The sequence below is a fragment of the Tritonibacter multivorans genome (assembly GCF_001458415.1).
Lineage (GTDB): Bacteria > Pseudomonadota > Alphaproteobacteria > Rhodobacterales > Rhodobacteraceae > Epibacterium > Epibacterium multivorans.
The window spans coordinates 15,541-33,149 of sequence record NZ_CYSD01000036.1 but is presented as its reverse complement, the minus strand read 5'-3'; the positions used below and the strand labels follow the sequence as shown (position 1 = coordinate 33,149).

Genomic DNA, 17,609 nt, shown 5'->3' with positions numbered 1-17,609 from the left:
GGTTTTGCTCTGGGGGACTTTTTCGGCAGGTCTACACTGCCTACACCCTCTACACTTTCTCTCATCACGAGNAGAGTGTATCCCACTCCCTCGCTGAAGTGCGGTCGCATAGCCAAGCCGGAAAACGCTGGCATCAACCGATCTCCACGCGGGTCATGACACGTGCATGCGACTGCGACCCACTGACTCTCCGGCAGTCGTCAACGCCGCACGCAGCGAGACCAAGCACCCGAGGTCACCAGCCAACACAGAGCTGAGCTATGTTGACGAGTTGAAAACCCCAATCTCGGGGCGGGGCCATATACGGTATCCCTAGGGGGTGGGGTGGCACCTGCCCCGGGGGATCGCCAATCTCCGTGATCGACGCGGCAAGCCGTTACGCCCGGGCCGTTGTACATACCGTTGTACAATCTGCGCCTGTTGACCGCGACAGCACAGGGCTGCTAGGCCTTGTTTTGCTGATGCAAGCTGCTGAGACGGTGCCTGCAACGGGAATGCAACCAAATCGCAGCCCCGATCAAACACGTCCTCAAACCGTGTGGGGGCACCAATCATTCCGCTAAATCATTGAAACGCATCAGCTTTTGGTCGATCCAAGGCGAGGCGTAGTACATTTTGGCGCTTAAGCCTTCGCTTTCTTTTTTACCGGTTTGTCCACGGGCCTAGGCGTGTCCTTGTAAAGCCTAACGCCATTCGGGGTTACCCACCAAATTTGCTTCCTGTTCCGGATCCCACGGCCTCCCGGGTCCCGGTTCCAGCCAATGTTATTGATGGGGCGATACACTTGCTCCAAGGCCCGAGCAGCCACTTCGGGAAGTTCATCATATAGCACTGTACAACGCACTGCAGTCAAATCAGCTTCGAACGCTGAAGCTAGTGAGGGAGTGGTCCAGCCTGATCTATGAGAAGAGAACCTCTGTTTTACCTCTGTCCTCGTTATGCCGATGTAACCCTCGACCATGGGATCCCAATGACTCTCCAAATGGAGCCAATAGAGTGAAAAGATCGGGGCGTACTGCGAGAAATTCGCCATGTGCTTCTCCTAACCAATTAATAGTCGCGGAATGAACCTATGGCGATTCTTTTTGTTGAGTCAAATCAAGTACTTAAGGCCTTTTCTGGGGCCTTTTTTAGGCCTATTGAGTGGCACGGCACATCCACTTTGCTAGTACCTTAAGAGGGTACCCGTCGCCGTAACCTTGCCCCACTCCCTCAGTCTGCCAGCCCCCGATCTGATCGGCAATATCAGCGGGGCATTCCACTGCCCTTAGGCGATCACGCATGGCGTGGCGGAACCCGTGCATCGTCGCCCCCTCTGGCGCATGGGCTTTCAGCCACTTGTTCAGCCCAGCGCTTGCCGAATTGGCGTTGGTCTTGTCCGTGACGTTGTAGCGCGGAAAGGCGTACCGGCTGTCACTAGCTTGGGCTTGGATCCTTTCAGCCGCCCACTGGGCTGATCCAACTAAGGGAACCACGCGCTTGCTGCCGTCTGTCTTCAGCGTTCGCCACGGGTGCGGTGTGATCCGGACCGACCAATTCCCGTCTGTATCGCGTTGGATGTCTTCTCGTAGCAGGCCGGCGGCCTCGCCAATACGCATCCCCGTATCGGCGACCAAGGCCACCAGCCAGCGCATTTCGTCGTCCAGCTCACGGCATTGTTTTTGAACCTCACGAATGTCTCCCACGGGGATCGACAGGCGTTCGGACACACCGGCATTGCGGTCGTAGTAAACGTTCGCGAAGGGTGAAGTGACCTCAAGCCCTTCTTCTGCCACGGCAAAATTGAACACCGCCCGCACAGTACCGAAAATCCGGGTGATCGAGCTGCCCGCGAGTCCTCGTTCAATCAGGGCGTCACGAAAGGCATTGGCATCCGCTTTGGTGTACGCAGGCAACGGCTTATCGCCACACACATCTATGACATAGCCACAGGCGCGATGTGCGGCCCGCTCAAAGGTCTTAGAACGCCCTTGTCCCTTGAGCCGGATATACGTCAACACAGCCTCAGACAGCGCTAGAGCGGCGTTGTTGACACACTCGGCATCTTCCCCCGCTGGTCGAGACAGACCATGGCGTAGGAGATGCTTACCCGGTAGCTCCACGTCTTGAGATCGAAGGTGAAACCAATACTCATCCAACTTCACAGCAGCAGCGTTTGCACGGGCCAGAGCCACATTGCGAGATCGGGTCCTAAGCGAGTAGGCGATCCGAGGTGATGAGTAATGCTGCCGCAGATCCACAGGGACTCGACGGTGAAAGTAGAAAATGCCCTCTTTCTTGAAGAGGAAGGTGCCGGAAATGTACGCCAAAATGTACTACGCCTCGCCTTGGATCGACCAAAAGCTGATGCGTTTCAATGATTTAGCGGAATGATTGGTGCCCCCACACGGACTCGAACCGCGGACCTACTGATTACAAATCAGTTGCTCTACCAGCTGAGCTATAGGGGCACCTTAGGGGCCGATCTGGTCGCTTCGGCCCGGTTCGCACCTGCTATCCCAAAGCCAGCAGAGCGTCAAGCGGGTTTGCGCGGAGAAATTGCGCAAATTTCCGCTTTCCGCCACGCGGGGTGTAAAAAACCAAACGGACCCGCTTTTGACGGGTCCGTTCAATGCGTTAGGACAGGATTAGCGCCGCATCACTTGGCAAACTGCCCCGCGTCGATCATCTGCTGGAACATGTCTTCCATGCTGTCTTTGAGCGGACGATAGGTCACGCCCAGTTCGCGTTTACCTTTGGAGTTGTCGGCCTTCCATTCCACCCCGATGTTGCGGGAAATCAGCTTGCGGGTCATGGATTTGTCCATGATCGGCCCCAACAGCCAGACCAGCCATTTCGGCGCGGCGGATTTCGGCAGCGGGTAGTCGGCGCCATATTTGGCCCGCAGCAGCTGCGACAGATCGAAAATGCTGGATTCGTGACCAAAGACAATATTGCGGCCGTTGGCTTCGGCTTTGTACCCGGCAGCCACATGCGCTTTGGCCAGGTCACGCACATCCACAATGCCGAAATACCATTTCGGTGCGCCGGACTTCATGGTGCCGTCGCCCATCTGGCGGACAAGGTTAAAGCTCTCGGAGGTTGGACGATCCTGCAGCGCGGGGCCCACCACCAGCGCCGGGTTCACGCAGACCAGATCCCAGCGGTCCTGCCCGCCTGCAATCTCCCAGGCGGCCTTTTCAGCTTCGGTTTTGGAGAAAGAATAGGCATTGTGTTCCAGCGTTGACGAGGTGTTCCAGACGCTTTCATCCAGACGGCCACCGGGGGCCTCGGCCACATCCGCATTGTCACCATAGATCGCTGCACAAGACGAGGTCACCACAACGCGCGAGACGGATTCGGTGCGGTTGGCGGCGTTCAGCACATTGCGGGTGCCTTTGACCGCCGGGTCAACCAGATCGCGCTGCGCGTCGTCCACCGCAACCGTAAAGGGCGACGCGGTGTGAAACACCACACCACAGCCCGCCATTGCCGCGTCAAAAGACCCCTCATCCAGCAGATCGGCCTTGAAGAATTTGATCTCACCCGGTGCAGCGGCGGCAGCGTCGATCAGGTGCTGTTGTTTGGCCGTGTTGTCGGGATTGCGCACACAGGCATGAACGGTGACGCCCGCCTCCAGCAGTTCTTTGATCAGCCAACCGGCGACATATCCGGTGGCGCCGGTGACCAGGGCCGGGCGGGAGGTATCAAGTGTCATGAGATGTCCTTTCATCCAAAGAGACCGGCGCGGCTGGCCGGTGCGTAGAACCTGACAGTGAGGTGGGTCTTTGGCTGGACAATTTAAATCGCAGATCGCGCCAAGTGATTAGCAAAAGGTGCCAATCCTCCTGGCGATCACTCTGCCTGACGGTTTTCGCGGAAGGCCCGGGGGGTCATACCGGCCCAGGCCTGAAAATTCCGAAAGAAAGAGGACACCGACCGGAACCCCAGTTGATGCGAGATTTCCGCAACCGACATGCCAGACCCGCGCAGATAGCTTTGTGCAAGGTTCGAACGGGTCTCGTTCAGCACCTCCTGAAACGTGGTGCCTTCGTTTTGCAGTTTGCGCTGCAGGCTGCGTTTGGACAGCCCCATGCGGCAGGCCAGCTCGTCCGCAGTGATCACCCCATCCGGCAGGGCGCGGGCCAATTCGTCTGCCAGACGTTCGGTGGTGATGCCCCGGCCCACCTTGGCGCGCAGTTCCGCCTCCAGCGTTGGCTCCAGCGTGGCCCAAAGCACCGGGTTGGCCGTCAACAGCCCCCGCTGCGCATCCGCCTTGGACAGAACCAGTGCGGGCTCTCCTGTGGTGCAGGTCACCTCCAGCCCACAGGCGGTCACGGCCGCTTGGCCGCCTGCCCCATCCGGCAGAACAATCGCCTGCGGGACCACCGGCGCGCCGGTCAGAATGGCGGCGGTTTCAAGAATAAACAGCATTTCAAACAGGGCCATGCTTTGCGGCATGGTCAGATCGTCAAACTGCGACGCCATACAGATCTGGACGGTGTCGCCTTCGGCGCGGACCTCCATCGTCACCGGTGCGATCAGCGGCTTGTAGCGCGCCAGACGGTCCAGACCGGTGCGCAGATCCGGCGCCGCCGAACAGGCCAGCGTGGGCGTCAGATAGGGGCCTTTGGCATATTCCCGCGCAAGCGTGGCTTCAAACCCAACCGCGCCATGGGTCCGGTCAAACACCTGCTGCACCGCATTATACAGATCAAAATAGTGCCGCGGCTCCATGACGGATTTGCAGTCCTGCTCGGTCAGGCGTGCGGCCCCCAGCACCAACCTTGTGTCAAGCGCCAGCAATTGGCACACTTGGCTCAGCATCTGTTCGATTGAAACGGAACTGGCGTGTGAAGTCATAGGCAGGCGCACTCGCTGAAGGGGTGGGATGAAACCGGGCAACTCTGGGCAGCATAGGCTCAGGTTGGCAGGATTTCACACTAAAATGGCACCCTGCAAAGAATAATTTCAACGTAAACTCATCGCCGAGGGACCGGCGGGACCCACAAGACCCCTCGCCGCAGGACGAACGACCAAGCCAGGACGCAGACCCATATCACATAGGGTCCGGGGAGTAGCCAGATGAAATTGACCGTAAACGGAACCGAACACGAGGTGGATGTCGATCCCGACATGCCGCTTTTGTGGGTGTTGCGCGACACTTTGGGGATCACCGGCGTGAAATACGGCTGTGGCATCGCCCAGTGCGGCGCCTGCACCGTACATGTGGACGGCGCGGCCGTGCGTTCGTGCCAACTGCCAATCAGCGCGCTGGAGGGTGAGGTGACCACAGTCGAAGGGCTGTCGAACGCAGAAACCCTGCATGCGGTCCAGGAAGCCTGGCTCGACCATCAGGTGGCCCAATGCGGCTATTGCCAGTCCGGCCAGATCATGGCGGCGGCCTCTTTCCTTGATCTGAACTCTGATCCGACGGACGCGCAGATCGATCAGGTCATGTCTGCCAACCTCTGCCGCTGTGGCACCTACCCGCGCATTCGCGCCGCTGTCAAAGCCGCGGCTGCCAAGCTGAACGAGGGGGCATAATCATGAGCCGCATCGGAAAAATTGCCCGCCGCACCTTCCTGATCGGGTCTGCTGCCATTGTCGGTGGCGTGGCCTTTGGCGCCTATTACGTCAACAAAGCGATCCCGAACCCGCTGCTGGATGATCTCAAGGATGGCGAAGCCGCCATTACCCCTTATGTCAAAATCGACCAAACCGGCATCACCCTGATCACGCCGCGCGCGGACAAGGGTCAGGGGTCTTATTCCATCCAAGCGATGATGATCGCCGAGGAACTGGATGTGGATCCGACCAAGGTCACCCTCACCCCCGGCATGCCCGGCCCCGCCTACTATAATGGCGCGGTCATGGACGAAGGCGCGCCTTTCCCCGCCTATGACGAAAGCTGGATCGCAGAGCGCGTGCGCGGCATGATGTTCATCCCTGCCAAGCTGATGGAAATGCAGATGACCGGCGGATCATCCACGGTGAAGGACGGCTTTGTCAAAATGCGCCTCGCGGGTGCTGTTGCGCGCGAAACCCTGAAACAGGCCGCCGCCCAGCGCACCGGCATTGCGCGCGCCTCGCTACAGACCGCCGATGGCCATGTGGTGCTGCCCGATGGCTCCACCATCGCCTATACCGATCTGGCCGCAGACGCCGCCAAGATGGACCCGGTAACCGACGTCAAACTGCGCCCCGAGACGGAATGGAAGCTTCTGGGCAAGAAAATGGACCGTCTGGACATGGCCGACAAGGTCACGGGCCAGACCGTCTATGGCATCGATATGGCGGTGGACGGCATGGTCTATGCCACCGTGCGCGCCAACCCCGGCATTGGTGGCGATGTGCTGTCCTACGACGACAGCGCCGCCAGATCCTTGCGTGGCGTGCAGCAGATCGTGCCCATCAGCCACGGCATCGGTGTGATTGCCGACAACACCTGGTACGCCTTCCGCGCGGCAGAGGCGCTGGAAATTGAATGGGGCGCGCCGAACTACCCGGCCACCACCGAAGAAATCTTTGCCGAACTCGAAGCCACCGTCGACAATGAGGACCGCTTTGACCATCGTCAGCGCAATGACGGCGATGTGGACGCCGCATTGGAGGCGGGTGATGTGATCGAGGTGGACTACCGCATCCCCTTCGTCGCCCATGCGCCGATGGAACCGATGAACGCCATTGTGCAGGTCACCGATGACGCCTGCCATATCTGGACCGGCACCCAGATCCCGCTGTTTGTGCGCAACCACGCCGCCGACATTACGGGGCTGGAGCGTGATCAGGTCTATGTCTACGTGCTGCCCATGGGCGGCAGCTTTGGTCACAAGCTGGAGGACACCCATGTCCAGCAAGCGGTCGAACTGGCAATGGCCGTCAAAGGCACGCCGGTCAAACTGACGTGGTCCCGCGAAGAAGACATGACCCACGACTACCCCCGCCCTGCGGCGGTGGCGAAGGCGCGCGGTCAGGTCAAGGACGGCAAGGTCGAAACCTTTGATCTGTCCGTGGCGCAATCCTCGCTGATGACGTCGTGGTTTGGCCGCCTGATGGGCCCGCTGCCCGGCCCCGACGCGACCATTACCACCGGTTCCTGGGATCAGCCGTTCGAAATCCCCAACTACCGCGTCACCGGCTACCGCGCGCCGGATATGGTGCCGATCTCCTCGTGGCGGTCGGTCGGGGCCTCGGGCAATGGCTTCCTACATGACAGTTTTCTAGACGAACTCATCCACGCTGCAGGCGCGGACCCTTTGGCCGAACGCATTCGCCTGTGCATGCACGAGCCTTCGCGCAAGGTGCTGGAAGCGGTCAAAGAGATGTCCGGCTGGGATGGCCCCAGCATGGGCGAAAACCGTGGTCGTGGCGTGGCCTTCTGCATGTCCTTCGGCGTGCCCTGTGCGCAGGTGATCGAGGTCACGAACACCGAAGGCGGCATCAAGATCGACAAGGTCTATTCCGCCGTCGATGTGGGCACTGTTCTGGACCCGGTGAACCTCGAGGCGCAGGTCTTTGGCGGGGTGATCTTTGGTCTCGCCCACGCGATGAACTGCGAAACCACCTATGAAAACCACGCCGCCCAACAGGACAATTACCATGTCTTTGAAGGCATGCGCCTGTTCCAGACCCCTGAAATCGAAGTGCAGGCCCTGACCAATGGCGACAAGATCCGCGGCGTCGGCGAACCCGGCCTGCCCCCGGCCGCGCCCGCGCTGGCCAATGCGATCTTTGCTGCCACCGGCCAGCGCATCCGCGAGATGCCGTTCAACAAACACATCAAATTCGTCTGAGGGAGGGACAGCACATGAAAAAGACCCTTATCACCGCCGCCGCCCTCTCTGCAGGGTTCACGCTTGCAGCCCTTGCCGCCAACACAGAAGGCCCCGACCCGCATGTGGATGTCACCTTGCTGGAAGAGGGCAGCGTCACGCAGGCCGATGGCCTTGCGGCTTGGGAGCGCATCTACGAGGTGGTCAGCCACCCACGCTGCGCCAACTGCCATGTGGATGAAACCAACATCCCCATGTGGTCTGGCCCCACCTATGGCGAAGCCCGCCCGCACGGCATGAACATCAATGCAGGCGACAGCCGCATTGGCGCCGAAACCCTGATGTGTTCCACCTGCCATATTACCTCGGCGGATTTTGACACGCCCCCCAATGCCGCGCCGCGCTATGGCATTGACTGGTCGCTCGCGCCGGTTGAATTCCTCTGGTACGGGCAAACCTCTGTGCAGATCTGCGCGCAGATGAAGAACCCAGACACCAATGGCGACCGCGACTGGAAAGGTCTGGTCGACCATCTGGTGCATGACGCCGAAGCCTTTGGCCCCGTGCTTTGGGGGTTTAACCCCAGCGGCGGACGCGAACCTGCGCCTTACGGCCTGCAGGCCCATGTCAACGACATGATCGCCTGGGGCGCGGCGGGGCAGCCCTGTCCGACAGAATAGTCGGACCTTTTGCCGCACAGATCGTCTAAAGACTGCGCTTCCCCTTTCTGGGGAAGCGTTTTTTTGTGAACGTTAAGCCATCGCAATGACATCATCCGGTCAGGAATTCCCCGCAGCCACGGTTTGACCAGATGTTAATCGCCCATTATCTCTGCGATGCTAAGCAGTTCCCGAAGGAGACGGATCCGTATTATGAAGGTCATCATTCATCCCGGTGCACACGGCACCAACGAGGATCGGCTGACCAAGACCCTCTTGCGGAACCGTGACCGGTTTCTTGCCAAAGGCTGCATGGTGCCCGGCCCTGCCAAATACCGGGTTCTGCTCAAGGAATGTGTGGCGGCTGCGCGTGTGCACCCGCCATCCCCTGCCGCCTGCGAGGTGCTGTGGGACGCCATTCTGGAAGGCGAACAGGCCTCGCGCGTGGTGCTGACCAACCAGCATTTCTTTGGCTCGCAGCGTGACGCGCTGGAAAACCAACGTTTTTACCCAGAAGCGGGCCCGCGCCTGCGCGCGCTTGAGACGCTTTTGCCCGATGATGAGATCGAGCTGATGATGGCGATCCGTTCGCCCATTGGCTTTCTGCCGGCCATGCTGGAAAAAGCCCACCCCAACCGCCGCGCCGCCGTGCTCAGTTCTGCGGATCTGACCAAAATGCGCTGGTCCGAGCTGTTTATCCGCATCCGTCAGGCGGTCCCAAATATGGCCGTCACCGTCTGGTGTCAGGAAGACCTGCCGCTTTTGTGGCCGCAGCTGCTGCGCCGCTTTGGCGGGTTGGAAGACGGCGCGTGGATTGCCGGTGGCATGGATATTCTGGGCGAAATCCTCTCGCCCGAAGGGCTGACCCGTCTGCGCGCCTATCTGAAGATGCATCCGGACCTGCCAGAACCCCTGCGCCGCCGGGTCTATGCGGCTTTTCTGGACAAATACGCCCGCGACGATGAAATCGAAGAAGACGTGCAGATCCCCGGCTGGACCCCCGATTTCGTCGATCACGTCGAGGCGCTCTATGATCGCGACGTGCAGCATATTGCCGCCATCCCTGGCGTTACAATGCTCACCCCGTGACGGTTTCGGCATGCGTGTTAACTTTCGGGGGAAACCCAAGCCCGAGGCCCCTTTACCCTTTGCCACCAAAGCGGTTAGGTGTCTGGGGGAAACATGGGCGGGGACATGAAAATGGGCACGAGCTTTAATATCGCCATTGTGGCGCAGGCCGGGCGGCTGTCCTACGAGGCGCTGCTGTTTGCCGCCTCCCTGCGTGCCTGCAGCCCGGATTTCAACGGTCGCCTGATCCTCGCCACGCCCAAGGACGGCCCCCTGTGGGAACGGGAACCAACGCTGCGCAACCCGGCGATCCTTGATGCCCTGACCCGGCTTGAGGCGGAAATCCTGCCCTTTGACAGCACAACCTTTGGCAGTGACTATCCTTACGGCAATAAGATCGAGATGCTCGCTCACCTGCCAGAAGGCGAACCCTTTGTCTTCTTTGACAGCGACACGCTGATCACCGGCGATGTGACCAAAGTGCCCTTTGACTTTGACCGCCCCTCGGCCTCTCTGCGGCGCGAAGGCACCTGGCCCAAGCCCACGCTTTATGGCCCCGGCCACACCGGCATCTGGAAATCGCTCTATGACAAATTTGGGCTCGATTTTGACAGCTCCCTCGATCTGACCCAGCCCGAGGGCTACTGGCAGCGCCATCTCTATTTCAATGCAGGTTTCTTCTATGGCGCCTGCCCGCGGGAATTTGGCGCGCGGTTTATGCACTATGCCCGCGCCATTCGCGACGATATGCCGGACGCGCTGATCGGCCAGACGCTTGATCCCTGGCTCGACCAGATCGCGCTTCCCCTGGTGATCCATTCCTTTGGCGGCGGCGCAGATGCGCTGGAACCCGGCTGGCTGGACGGGCAAACCAGCTGTCACTATCGCACCTTCCCGTTGCTTTATGCGCGCGAAAGCGATGCGGTGGTCGCCGCGCTGGAAGAGATTGCCGCGCCGAACTGGCTGAAGAAAGTGCTGAAAGGCTACGAGCCGATCAAGCGCATGGTCTATCAGGGCAAAGGCGCTAAGGTGCGCGCGCTGTTTGATCAGGACAACCTGCCCCGGCGCGAACAGCAGATCCGCAACCGGATCAAATCCAACGGGCTCTGGCTGCGCTAAGCCTTGCGTCGCGTCGCGCGGGCACGCGCATAATCCTCATGAGAATTTTGGCACAAGCTTGGGCTTGCCTCGGGCCACGTGGCGGTGTCTTCTTGCCCCAGCCAATACAGCCACATCATTCAGAAACGTAAGGGAGAGTTTCCAATGACCGATGGTCCCGCCTTGGGCTTTGACACGCTGCAAATCCACGCAGGTGCCACCCCAGACCCGGCAACCGGCGCACGCCAGACGCCGATTTATCAATCCACCGCTTACGTGTTCCGCGACGCCGATCACGCGGCGGCGCTGTTCAACCTGCAAGAGGTGGGCTTCATCTATTCCCGCCTGACCAACCCCACCGTCGCCGTGCTGCAAGAACGTCTTGCCACGCTCGAAGGGGGTGTGGGCGCGGTCTGCTGTTCTTCGGGACATGCCGCCCAGATCATGGCGCTGTTCCCGCTGATGGGGCCGGGCAAAAACGTCGTCGCCTCCACCCGTCTTTATGGCGGCACGGTGACGCAGTTCAGCCAGACCATCAAACGCTTTGGCTGGTCGGCGAAATTTGTCGACACCGATGACCTTGAGGCTGTCAAAGCCGCGATCGACGACGACACCCGCGCAGTGTTCTGTGAATCCATCGCCAACCCCGGCGGCTATGTCACCGACATCCGCGCGCTGGCCGATGTTGCAGATGCGGCGGGCCTGCCGCTGATCGTCGACAACACCTCGGCGACGCCCTACCTGTGCAACCCGATCGCGCAGGGTGCGACGCTGGTGGTGCATTCCACCACCAAATACCTGACCGGCAATGGCACTGTGACCGGCGGTGTGGTGATCGACAGCGGCAAGTTCGACTGGTCGGCAAACGACAAATTCCCGTCCCTGTCCGCGCCCGAACCCGCCTATCACGGGCTGAAGTTCCACGAGACCTTTGGCGGTCTGGCCTTCACCTTCCACGGCATTGCCATTGGTCTGCGTGATCTGGGCATGACGATGAACCCGCAGGCCGCGCATTACACGCTGATGGGGGTGGAAACCCTGTCCCTGCGCATGCAGCGCCATGTGGAAAACGCCATCAAGGTGGCGACTTGGCTCGAAAATGATGACCGCGTGGATTACGTCACCTACGCCGGTCTGCCCTCTTCGCCCTATGCCGAACGCGCCGAACGCTGCTATCCCAAGGGCTGCGGCGGGTTGTTCACCTTTGCGGTGAAGGGCGGCTATGAGGCCTGCATCAAACTGGTCGACAGCCTCAAGATCTTCTCGCATGTGGCCAACTTGGGCGACACCCGATCGCTGATCATCCACTCGGCCTCGACCACGCACCGCCAGCTGACACCAGAACAGCAAGAGGCCGCAGGCGCAGGCCCGAATGTGGTGCGTGTCTCTATCGGGATTGAGAACGCCGAGGACCTGATTGCCGATCTGGATCAGGCGCTGGCCGCCGCCTGCGGCTAGGCCAGATCGCAGTATTTAGATGCAAAACAGGCCGGGATCGCCCCGGCCTGTTTCTGTTTCGCACGATTGAAGCTTAGTGCTCTGTTTCCGGCACAAACATGTCAAAAGACACGGTCACCGAATGGCTCAGCGTCATCTCGCCCGGTGCCACCGGCACATCCGCAGCCGCGCGAGCCATTTCCATCCGCATCACCGGCGGACGCCCCTGCCCGCCGCCATCATTGATATGACGCGCAGGCCCCAGGCCCATGCCCGAGGCCTCGGCAAGCTGCCGCGCCTTGCGCATCGCGTCCTCGACCGCCTTCACCCGCAGGGTGTCTTCCTGTGCTGCTGCATCGCCATGCACAAACTGCAACCCCCCCATATCATTGGCCCCCAGCCGCAAGACCAGATCCAGCATCTCGCCCAGACGCTCCAGATCCTGCACGGTCAATTCGACCATATTAGAGGCCACAAACCCCGTGATCTGCCGCTGACCATTGTTCTGCCGCACCTGACTCCAGACCGGAGAGACATCAATCCGGCGCGTGCGCAGATCCGCAGGCGCAACCCCTTCGGCCTCCAGTTCGGCCAGAATCGCGGCCATGCGGCGCGACACTTCGGCCATGGCATCGCCTGCTTCCTTGTGTTCCGCCCGCGCGCCGAAGGAAATGCGCGCCGCAGTCGGCGCCACCTGCATCTCTGCCGTGCCCACGACGGAAATCGTCCGCTCGGACAGCGGCACCCCGCCCGCCTGCGCCGCCGGAGCCAGCCAGACCGGCGCCAGCGCCACGCCCAACGGCAAAACAGACGCCAAAATTACGCGTCGAAGACCAGACATTTCAATGCATTTTGCAGCCATCGTATCCTCCATGGCTCTTAGACCGTGTTCTGCTTGCCCCAGAAGGCATCAGCAAAGCCTTGCGCGCAAGGGGAACAACGGTGCTTTCTCTTCCCCTTGCGCCGCTCCTGCTCTATTGTCTGCTCAAACAGGAAAAACCCGCCACGTCGCGCGCCCGTTCCACGGCACATTCACGGGGCAAAAGGTTGACCACTACGGGCAATATTCAGTGAGGACCGCCCCACAGCCTGCCGCCCGCGCAGCGTCATGGGGCCATTTGAAAGATCTTGGGCACGATGAAACCGCAATTTGCGCTCTCCCTTTCCAGTGATGGCATTTCCCTCCTCACCCGTGGGACCGAAGGGTGGCACGGATTAGGCACCGTTGGATTTGGCGCCGACACTATGGAAGCCGAACTCACGGCCCTGCGACAGCGGGGCGCAGAGCTGGCGCAGAGCCCAGCCACGGACCCGCTGCCCGTCAAACTGATCATTCCCGAAGACCAGATCCGTTATCTGGCGCTGGACACCGGGCCGCTGCCGCTCGGCAGCCGTCGCGACGCCGCCGCCAGCGCGCTCGAAGGCGCCACGCCTTATGCGGTGTCCGAACTCAGCTTTGATATTGCCGCCCATGGGGTCACCACCCATGTGGCCGCTGTGGCACTGGAAACCCTGCAAGAGGCCGAAACCTTTGCCCGTGCGCAGGGCTTTGCGCCGCTGTGTTTCCTCGCCACCCCGACAGAGGCCGCGTTTGTCGGCGAAGCTTTCCTTGGCACCCCGCCCGGCACCCCCGCAGGTGTCACCACCGCGCTGAAGGCAGACCGTCTGCCGGTGCGCGATATTGGCCCGTTGCCGCAGGCCACCCCGACCCTGCCCGTCGCCCCCAGCCCGATTGAACAGGCCACGCAGGCACCGCTGCCGCTGGGGCTGGATGTTCAGGTCTATGATGACAGCGCACCGGGGGATGACAGCCCTGCCATGGGATTCAGCAGCCGCCGCGCGAGCTCTGCGCCGCAACCCGCTGCGGACCCCGCGCCGGCACCCGTCGCCGAACAGACGCCCAGCGCAGAGGCCGCTGACCCCATAACCGCCCCAGAGACCCCACTCGCGGAACCGGCTGCCCCAGCGCCCGAAGCTTCGGCACCTGAGACAGCCGCCCTGAACACAGCCGCACAAAACGCAGAGGCCGCAAGCGCACCAGCGGCAGAGCCTCTGGCCCCAGAGGCAAAAGACATTCCCGCGCCGCTGGCGGAAAACCCCGCCCCCAAAGCGGAAAAACAAGCGCCCAAAGCGCCCGCTGCGGTGGCGACACAGGTCCAATCCCCGGCTCCCCAGCCCCCGGCTCCCCAGCCTCAAGCCCTCAAGACGCAAACTCCCAAGACTCCGGCCCCAAACGCCACAAAGCCGCAAGGCCCAGAGGCCCAAGCGCCTTCGGCACTGCCTGCCGCCCCTGCCGCCCCCTCGGCACCTGCACGGATCCCGGCCGCGCCTTCGGCCCCGAAATCCGCACCGGCGCCGCAGTTCACCCGTCAGGGATCCCCTCTGCCGCCGCCCGCCGCGCCCGCTCCTGACCCCAAAAGCTTTGCTGCCGTGGTCGCCGCCGCCTCTTCCGGTGCGGTGATCGACCCGCCCGCCACCGACAAGAAACGCAAACCCGCCATCCCGGCGGCGCTGGCTTCTGTTCTAGGCACCTCAGCCACACCAACGGCCACATCCGCAACCAAACCTGTGGCACAACCGGTGCCCGGCCCCGAGGCCAAAACCGCCAAGCTCAAACGCCCCCCGCTCAATGCGAAACACATGCTTCTGGCCACTGCGGCGCTTGTCGTTGTGTTGGGGGGCGCAATGGCAGTGCTGCCTGCCCTGCTGCAAAGCGATGACACAGCCGACTCCGACCGGGTCGAGGCAGAAATCGCGCTCGACACCAGCCCCGCGTTGATCGCGCCTGCGGAAACACCGCACGTCGACAGTGCCCTGCCCGCAGGCCAACAGGACAGCCCTGCCGACACCCTTGCCGCCCTTCAGGACCCGGCGGACCCCGCGCTGATCGCCAGCCTGCCCGCCCCGCGCCTGCTGGAGCCTCAAACCGCCCAGGACACCGCAACCGAAGGTCTGCTCCCCGAGGCGGTCGACACCGCAGACCAGACCGCGCCCTCCGTTGCACCTGTTGACACCCCGGTAACCCCACGGGCCCTGTCACAAGCTGCGCAATATGCGGCGACCGGCATCTGGCAGGTGGCCCCGGAAATCGCGGATCTGCCAAAGTTCGTGCCGCTGGATGGCATCCAGCTGCCTCAGATTGATCGCGGCGCACCGGCCCTGACCGACAGTGATCTGGCCCATGCGCCCGCCACACAAAGCTATGACACCGATCTGGGTCTGGCCGGGATTGCCACAGCCTCGGCTGTGGCATTTGAACCGGCTGCGACGACAGAAATCGCAGCAACCGAAGCAACGCCGCAGGGTCCTGCGACAGACGCGGCAGAACAGACAGCCGAAGTGAGCGCAGGCGACGTTGGAATCGCAGCCGCTGATGCCCCCGAAGAGGCGCTCCCACCAGAGGCCGCGACCCAAAGTGCCGAGGCCCCTACAGCCGCTGAGCCCACATCCGCTGAGACGGCAGAGCCCGCCCGCGATGCGCGTGGTCTGATTATTGCCACCGCCGAAGGCGTGCTGGCCCCCGAAGGCTTCCGCGTGTTCAAGGGCCGCCCCGACATTGTGCCCCCGGCTGTGCCGGATCGCCTCGACGCCGAAGATCTGGCCGCACAGCGCGCCGCCCAAGAAGCCGCAGAGCTGCGCCGCGAACTGGGCCGCATTCGCCCGCGTCTTCGTCCTGCCAGCCTGACCCGCACCGCCGATGCCGCGGAAGAAACACCCCAAGAGGACACAGCTGATGCGGCGGCTGATGCGGCCCTGACAGATATTGCCGCCGCCGCAGAGGCCGCTTTGGCACAGGCCACCGGAGTTGACACGGACACCGGCGCTGACACCGGCACGGACACCGGCGCTGCCGAGACAGCAGAAGTTGCCGACACCCCGGTTGACCCCATCCCGCGCCCGCGCATGCGCCCGCGCACCCTGACCGCCATTGGCCGCGCTGTGGCAGAGGCCAACGCAGCCCCCGAAGCTGAAGCTGACGCCGAAGCGGTGGCAACACCTGCTGTGGCCAGCGCCACCCTGCGCCCGCGGTCGCGCCCAACAAACTTTGAAACCCTGCTGCAACGCTCGCGGGAACAGGCGACTGCCCGCAATACCCGCGCCGCATCTGTTGCACCTGCGATCCCCTCTTCGGCGTCGGTTGCCCGTCAGGCCACCCAGAACGATGTTCTGAACCTGCGCCGCCTGAACCTGATCGGGGTCTATGGCACCTCGTCGAACCGCCGGGCGCTGGTGCGCCTGGCTTCGGGGCGCTACGTCAAGGTCAAGGTTGGCGATAAAATCGACGGCGGCCGCATTGTTGCCATTGGCCAGGACCAGCTGCGCTATCAGAAAGGCAGCCGCAGCACCACGCTGCGCATGCCCAGCAGCTAGGACCGCGCACAGCCACGCGCACAAAACAAAAAACCGGGCCCAGAGAGAGCCCGGTTTTTTAATGTCTCACAGCCTCTTATTCCGCTGCAGTGCCTGTTGTGTCCAACTCACCATCTGCGACCTGCTGCGCTTCGATGGATTCAAACAGCGCCTTAAAATTGCCCTCGCCAAAGCCATCGTCGCCCTTGCGTTGGATGAATTCAAAGAAGATCGGGCCAATCACGGTCTTAGAGAAAATCTGCAACAGGATCTTGGTCTCGCCGCCGTTCAGCACCCCTTCGCCGTCAATCAGAATGCCATGTTTCTGCATCCGGTCCAGCGGCTCCTCATGGCCTGACACCCGGTCATGGCTCAGGTCGTAATAGGTGCTGGGCGGGGCTGGCATGAACTGGATACCTTTGGCCGAGATCGCATCGGTGCTGTCATAGATATTCTCCGACCCCACCGCGATGTGCTGAATGCCTTCGCCATTGTACTTCTTCAGATAGGCCACAATCTGGCCCGTCTCGCCCCGGTCCTCATTGATCGGAATACGGATGCGGCCACAGGGCGAGGTCAGCGCGCGGCTCAGCAGCCCAGTGTATTTGCCCTGAATGTCAAAGAAGCGGATTTCGCGGAAGTTGAACAGATCCCCGTAGAATTTGAACCACTTATCCATGTTCCCTTTGAACACATTGTGGGTCAGGTGATCGAGGTAGTAGAACCCCACACCGCGTGGCTTTGACTGCTGCAGCCATTCAAATTCTTCGTTGTAGGGCGAGGTCTCGTAATACTGGTCGATGAAGTAAATCAGCGACCCGCCAATACCATAGATTGCGGGCACATCCATGGTTTTGCCGTCGCCCTCATAGGGCTCTGCGCCTTGCGCCACGGCATGGTCAAACGCCTTTTGCGCATCCACCACGCGCCAGCCCATAGACGGGGCGCAGGGGCCGTGTTCCGCGATGAAATTCACCGCATGGCTGCCCGCTTCGGCATTGATAATGTAAGTAATATCGCCCTGCTGCCACAGCTCAATACCTGGTTTGCTTTTGTGACGCGCAACCAGCGCATAGCCCATGCTGGCAAACAAGCTGCGCAGCTCTTCGGGATTTGGATGCGCAAACTCGACAAATTCAAATCCATCGGTGCCTGCGGGGTTTTCCGCGCTGATCACGGACTTTGGGGCATTATGGGGGAACGGGCCCATGGCTCTCTCCTATTGGATGGCTTTTGTTGCATC

13 protein-coding genes, 1 tRNA gene and 1 pseudogene are annotated in these 17,609 nt (G+C 61.5%); 8 read left to right on the top strand and 7 right to left on the bottom strand.

What is annotated here, in order from left to right:
* Nucleotides 1-1,136 precede the first annotated feature (1,136 nt).
* Both TRM7557_RS11050 and TRM7557_RS20415 read right to left on the bottom strand, forming a co-directional pair.
* Complete coding sequence (locus TRM7557_RS11050) at nucleotides 1,137-2,000, bottom strand: site-specific integrase (protein ID WP_235811460.1); 864 nt, start codon at nucleotides 1,998-2,000, stop codon at nucleotides 1,137-1,139.
* 171 nt (nucleotides 2,001-2,171) lie between these two features.
* Nucleotides 2,172-2,240, bottom strand: a pseudogene (locus TRM7557_RS20415) (hypothetical protein); the annotation flags it as partial.
* Here TRM7557_RS20415 and TRM7557_RS20290 point away from each other — a divergent pair.
* Complete coding sequence (locus TRM7557_RS20290) at nucleotides 2,223-2,360, top strand: hypothetical protein (protein ID WP_235811459.1); 138 nt, start codon at nucleotides 2,223-2,225, stop codon at nucleotides 2,358-2,360. The pseudogene TRM7557_RS20415 and the gene TRM7557_RS20290 overlap by 18 nt on opposite strands.
* 14 nt (nucleotides 2,361-2,374) lie before the next feature.
* Here TRM7557_RS20290 and TRM7557_RS11045 read toward each other — a convergent pair.
* The 3 genes from TRM7557_RS11045 to TRM7557_RS11035 form a co-directional block, all read right to left on the bottom strand.
* Nucleotides 2,375-2,450, bottom strand: a tRNA-Thr gene (locus tag TRM7557_RS11045).
* Nucleotides 2,451-2,638: 188 nt separating this feature from the next.
* Nucleotides 2,639-3,697, bottom strand: coding sequence for an NAD-dependent epimerase/dehydratase family protein (locus TRM7557_RS11040; RefSeq protein ID WP_058290280.1), 1,059 nt, complete (start codon nucleotides 3,695-3,697; stop codon nucleotides 2,639-2,641).
* 137 nt (nucleotides 3,698-3,834) lie between these two features.
* Nucleotides 3,835-4,806, bottom strand: a complete 972-nt coding sequence (locus tag TRM7557_RS11035; RefSeq protein ID WP_074942028.1) for an AraC family transcriptional regulator — start codon at nucleotides 4,804-4,806, stop codon at nucleotides 3,835-3,837.
* Nucleotides 4,807-5,064: 258 nt separating this feature from the next.
* Between TRM7557_RS11035 and TRM7557_RS11030 the strand changes: the two genes are divergently transcribed.
* The 6 genes from TRM7557_RS11030 (at nucleotide 5,065) to TRM7557_RS11005 (ending at nucleotide 12,037) form a co-directional block, all read left to right on the top strand.
* A complete protein-coding gene (locus TRM7557_RS11030) occupies nucleotides 5,065-5,526 on the top strand; it encodes a (2Fe-2S)-binding protein (protein WP_058290278.1) in 462 nt (153 codons plus the stop codon).
* Nucleotides 5,527-5,528: 2 nt separating this feature from the next.
* Nucleotides 5,529-7,775 (top strand): xanthine dehydrogenase family protein molybdopterin-binding subunit, encoded by a 2,247-nt coding sequence (locus TRM7557_RS11025; RefSeq protein ID WP_058290277.1) that lies wholly within the window; start codon nucleotides 5,529-5,531, stop codon nucleotides 7,773-7,775.
* 14 nt (nucleotides 7,776-7,789) lie between these two features.
* Nucleotides 7,790-8,434: a hypothetical protein gene (locus tag TRM7557_RS11020; protein WP_058290276.1), complete on the top strand. Its 645-nt coding sequence runs from the start codon at nucleotides 7,790-7,792 to the stop codon at nucleotides 8,432-8,434.
* Nucleotides 8,435-8,626: 192 nt separating this feature from the next.
* Nucleotides 8,627-9,502: a hypothetical protein gene (locus tag TRM7557_RS11015; RefSeq protein ID WP_058290275.1), complete on the top strand. Its 876-nt coding sequence runs from the start codon at nucleotides 8,627-8,629 to the stop codon at nucleotides 9,500-9,502.
* A gap of 105 nt (nucleotides 9,503-9,607) precedes the next feature.
* Nucleotides 9,608-10,600, top strand: coding sequence for a hypothetical protein (locus tag TRM7557_RS11010; protein ID WP_235811458.1), 993 nt, complete (start codon nucleotides 9,608-9,610; stop codon nucleotides 10,598-10,600).
* A gap of 144 nt (nucleotides 10,601-10,744) precedes the next feature.
* On the top strand, nucleotides 10,745-12,037 hold the full coding sequence (locus tag TRM7557_RS11005) for an O-acetylhomoserine aminocarboxypropyltransferase/cysteine synthase family protein (RefSeq protein WP_058290273.1): 1,293 nt from the start codon (nucleotides 10,745-10,747) through the stop codon (nucleotides 12,035-12,037).
* Between the two features lie 73 nt (nucleotides 12,038-12,110).
* On the opposite strand, the gene TRM7557_RS11000 is transcribed toward TRM7557_RS11005, so the two are convergent.
* The gene (locus TRM7557_RS11000; protein ID WP_074942033.1) at nucleotides 12,111-12,857 is read right to left on the bottom strand and encodes an SIMPL domain-containing protein; all 747 of its coding nucleotides are present in this window, start codon (nucleotides 12,855-12,857) and stop codon (nucleotides 12,111-12,113) included.
* Between the two features lie 296 nt (nucleotides 12,858-13,153).
* Between TRM7557_RS11000 and TRM7557_RS10995 the strand changes: the two genes are divergently transcribed.
* Nucleotides 13,154-16,387 (top strand): hypothetical protein, encoded by a 3,234-nt coding sequence (locus tag TRM7557_RS10995; RefSeq protein WP_058290271.1) that lies wholly within the window; start codon nucleotides 13,154-13,156, stop codon nucleotides 16,385-16,387.
* A gap of 76 nt (nucleotides 16,388-16,463) precedes the next feature.
* Here TRM7557_RS10995 and hppD read toward each other — a convergent pair whose 3' ends face one another.
* Nucleotides 16,464-17,576: a 4-hydroxyphenylpyruvate dioxygenase gene (gene hppD / locus TRM7557_RS10990; protein ID WP_058290270.1), complete on the bottom strand. Its 1,113-nt coding sequence runs from the start codon at nucleotides 17,574-17,576 to the stop codon at nucleotides 16,464-16,466.
* Nucleotides 17,577-17,609 lie beyond the last annotated feature (33 nt).

What these genes read in the sequence shown, in the direction of transcription:
- TRM7557_RS11015 (WP_058290275.1), top strand. Translation starts at nt 8,627, where the DNA reads ATGAAGGTCATCATTCATCCCGGTGCACACGGCACCAACGAGGATCGG.
- TRM7557_RS11005 (WP_058290273.1), top strand. Translation starts at nt 10,745, where the DNA reads ATGACCGATGGTCCCGCCTTGGGCTTTGACACGCTGCAAATCCACGCA.
- TRM7557_RS11020 (WP_058290276.1), top strand. Translation starts at nt 7,790, where the DNA reads ATGAAAAAGACCCTTATCACCGCCGCCGCCCTCTCTGCAGGGTTCACG.
- TRM7557_RS11040 (WP_058290280.1), bottom strand. Translation starts at nt 3,697, where the DNA reads ATGACACTTGATACCTCCCGCCCGGCCCTGGTCACCGGCGCCACCGGA.
- TRM7557_RS11010 (WP_235811458.1), top strand. Translation starts at nt 9,608, where the DNA reads ATGAAAATGGGCACGAGCTTTAATATCGCCATTGTGGCGCAGGCCGGG.
- TRM7557_RS11035 (WP_074942028.1), bottom strand. Translation starts at nt 4,806, where the DNA reads ATGCTGAGCCAAGTGTGCCAATTGCTGGCGCTTGACACAAGGTTGGTG.
- TRM7557_RS10995 (WP_058290271.1), top strand. Translation starts at nt 13,154, where the DNA reads ATGAAACCGCAATTTGCGCTCTCCCTTTCCAGTGATGGCATTTCCCTC.
- TRM7557_RS11025 (WP_058290277.1), top strand. Translation starts at nt 5,529, where the DNA reads ATGAGCCGCATCGGAAAAATTGCCCGCCGCACCTTCCTGATCGGGTCT.
- TRM7557_RS11030 (WP_058290278.1), top strand. Translation starts at nt 5,065, where the DNA reads ATGAAATTGACCGTAAACGGAACCGAACACGAGGTGGATGTCGATCCC.
- hppD (WP_058290270.1), bottom strand. Translation starts at nt 17,576, where the DNA reads ATGGGCCCGTTCCCCCATAATGCCCCAAAGTCCGTGATCAGCGCGGAA.
- TRM7557_RS20290 (WP_235811459.1), top strand. Translation starts at nt 2,223, where the DNA reads ATGCTGCCGCAGATCCACAGGGACTCGACGGTGAAAGTAGAAAATGCC.
- TRM7557_RS11000 (WP_074942033.1), bottom strand. Translation starts at nt 12,857, where the DNA reads ATGTCTGGTCTTCGACGCGTAATTTTGGCGTCTGTTTTGCCGTTGGGC.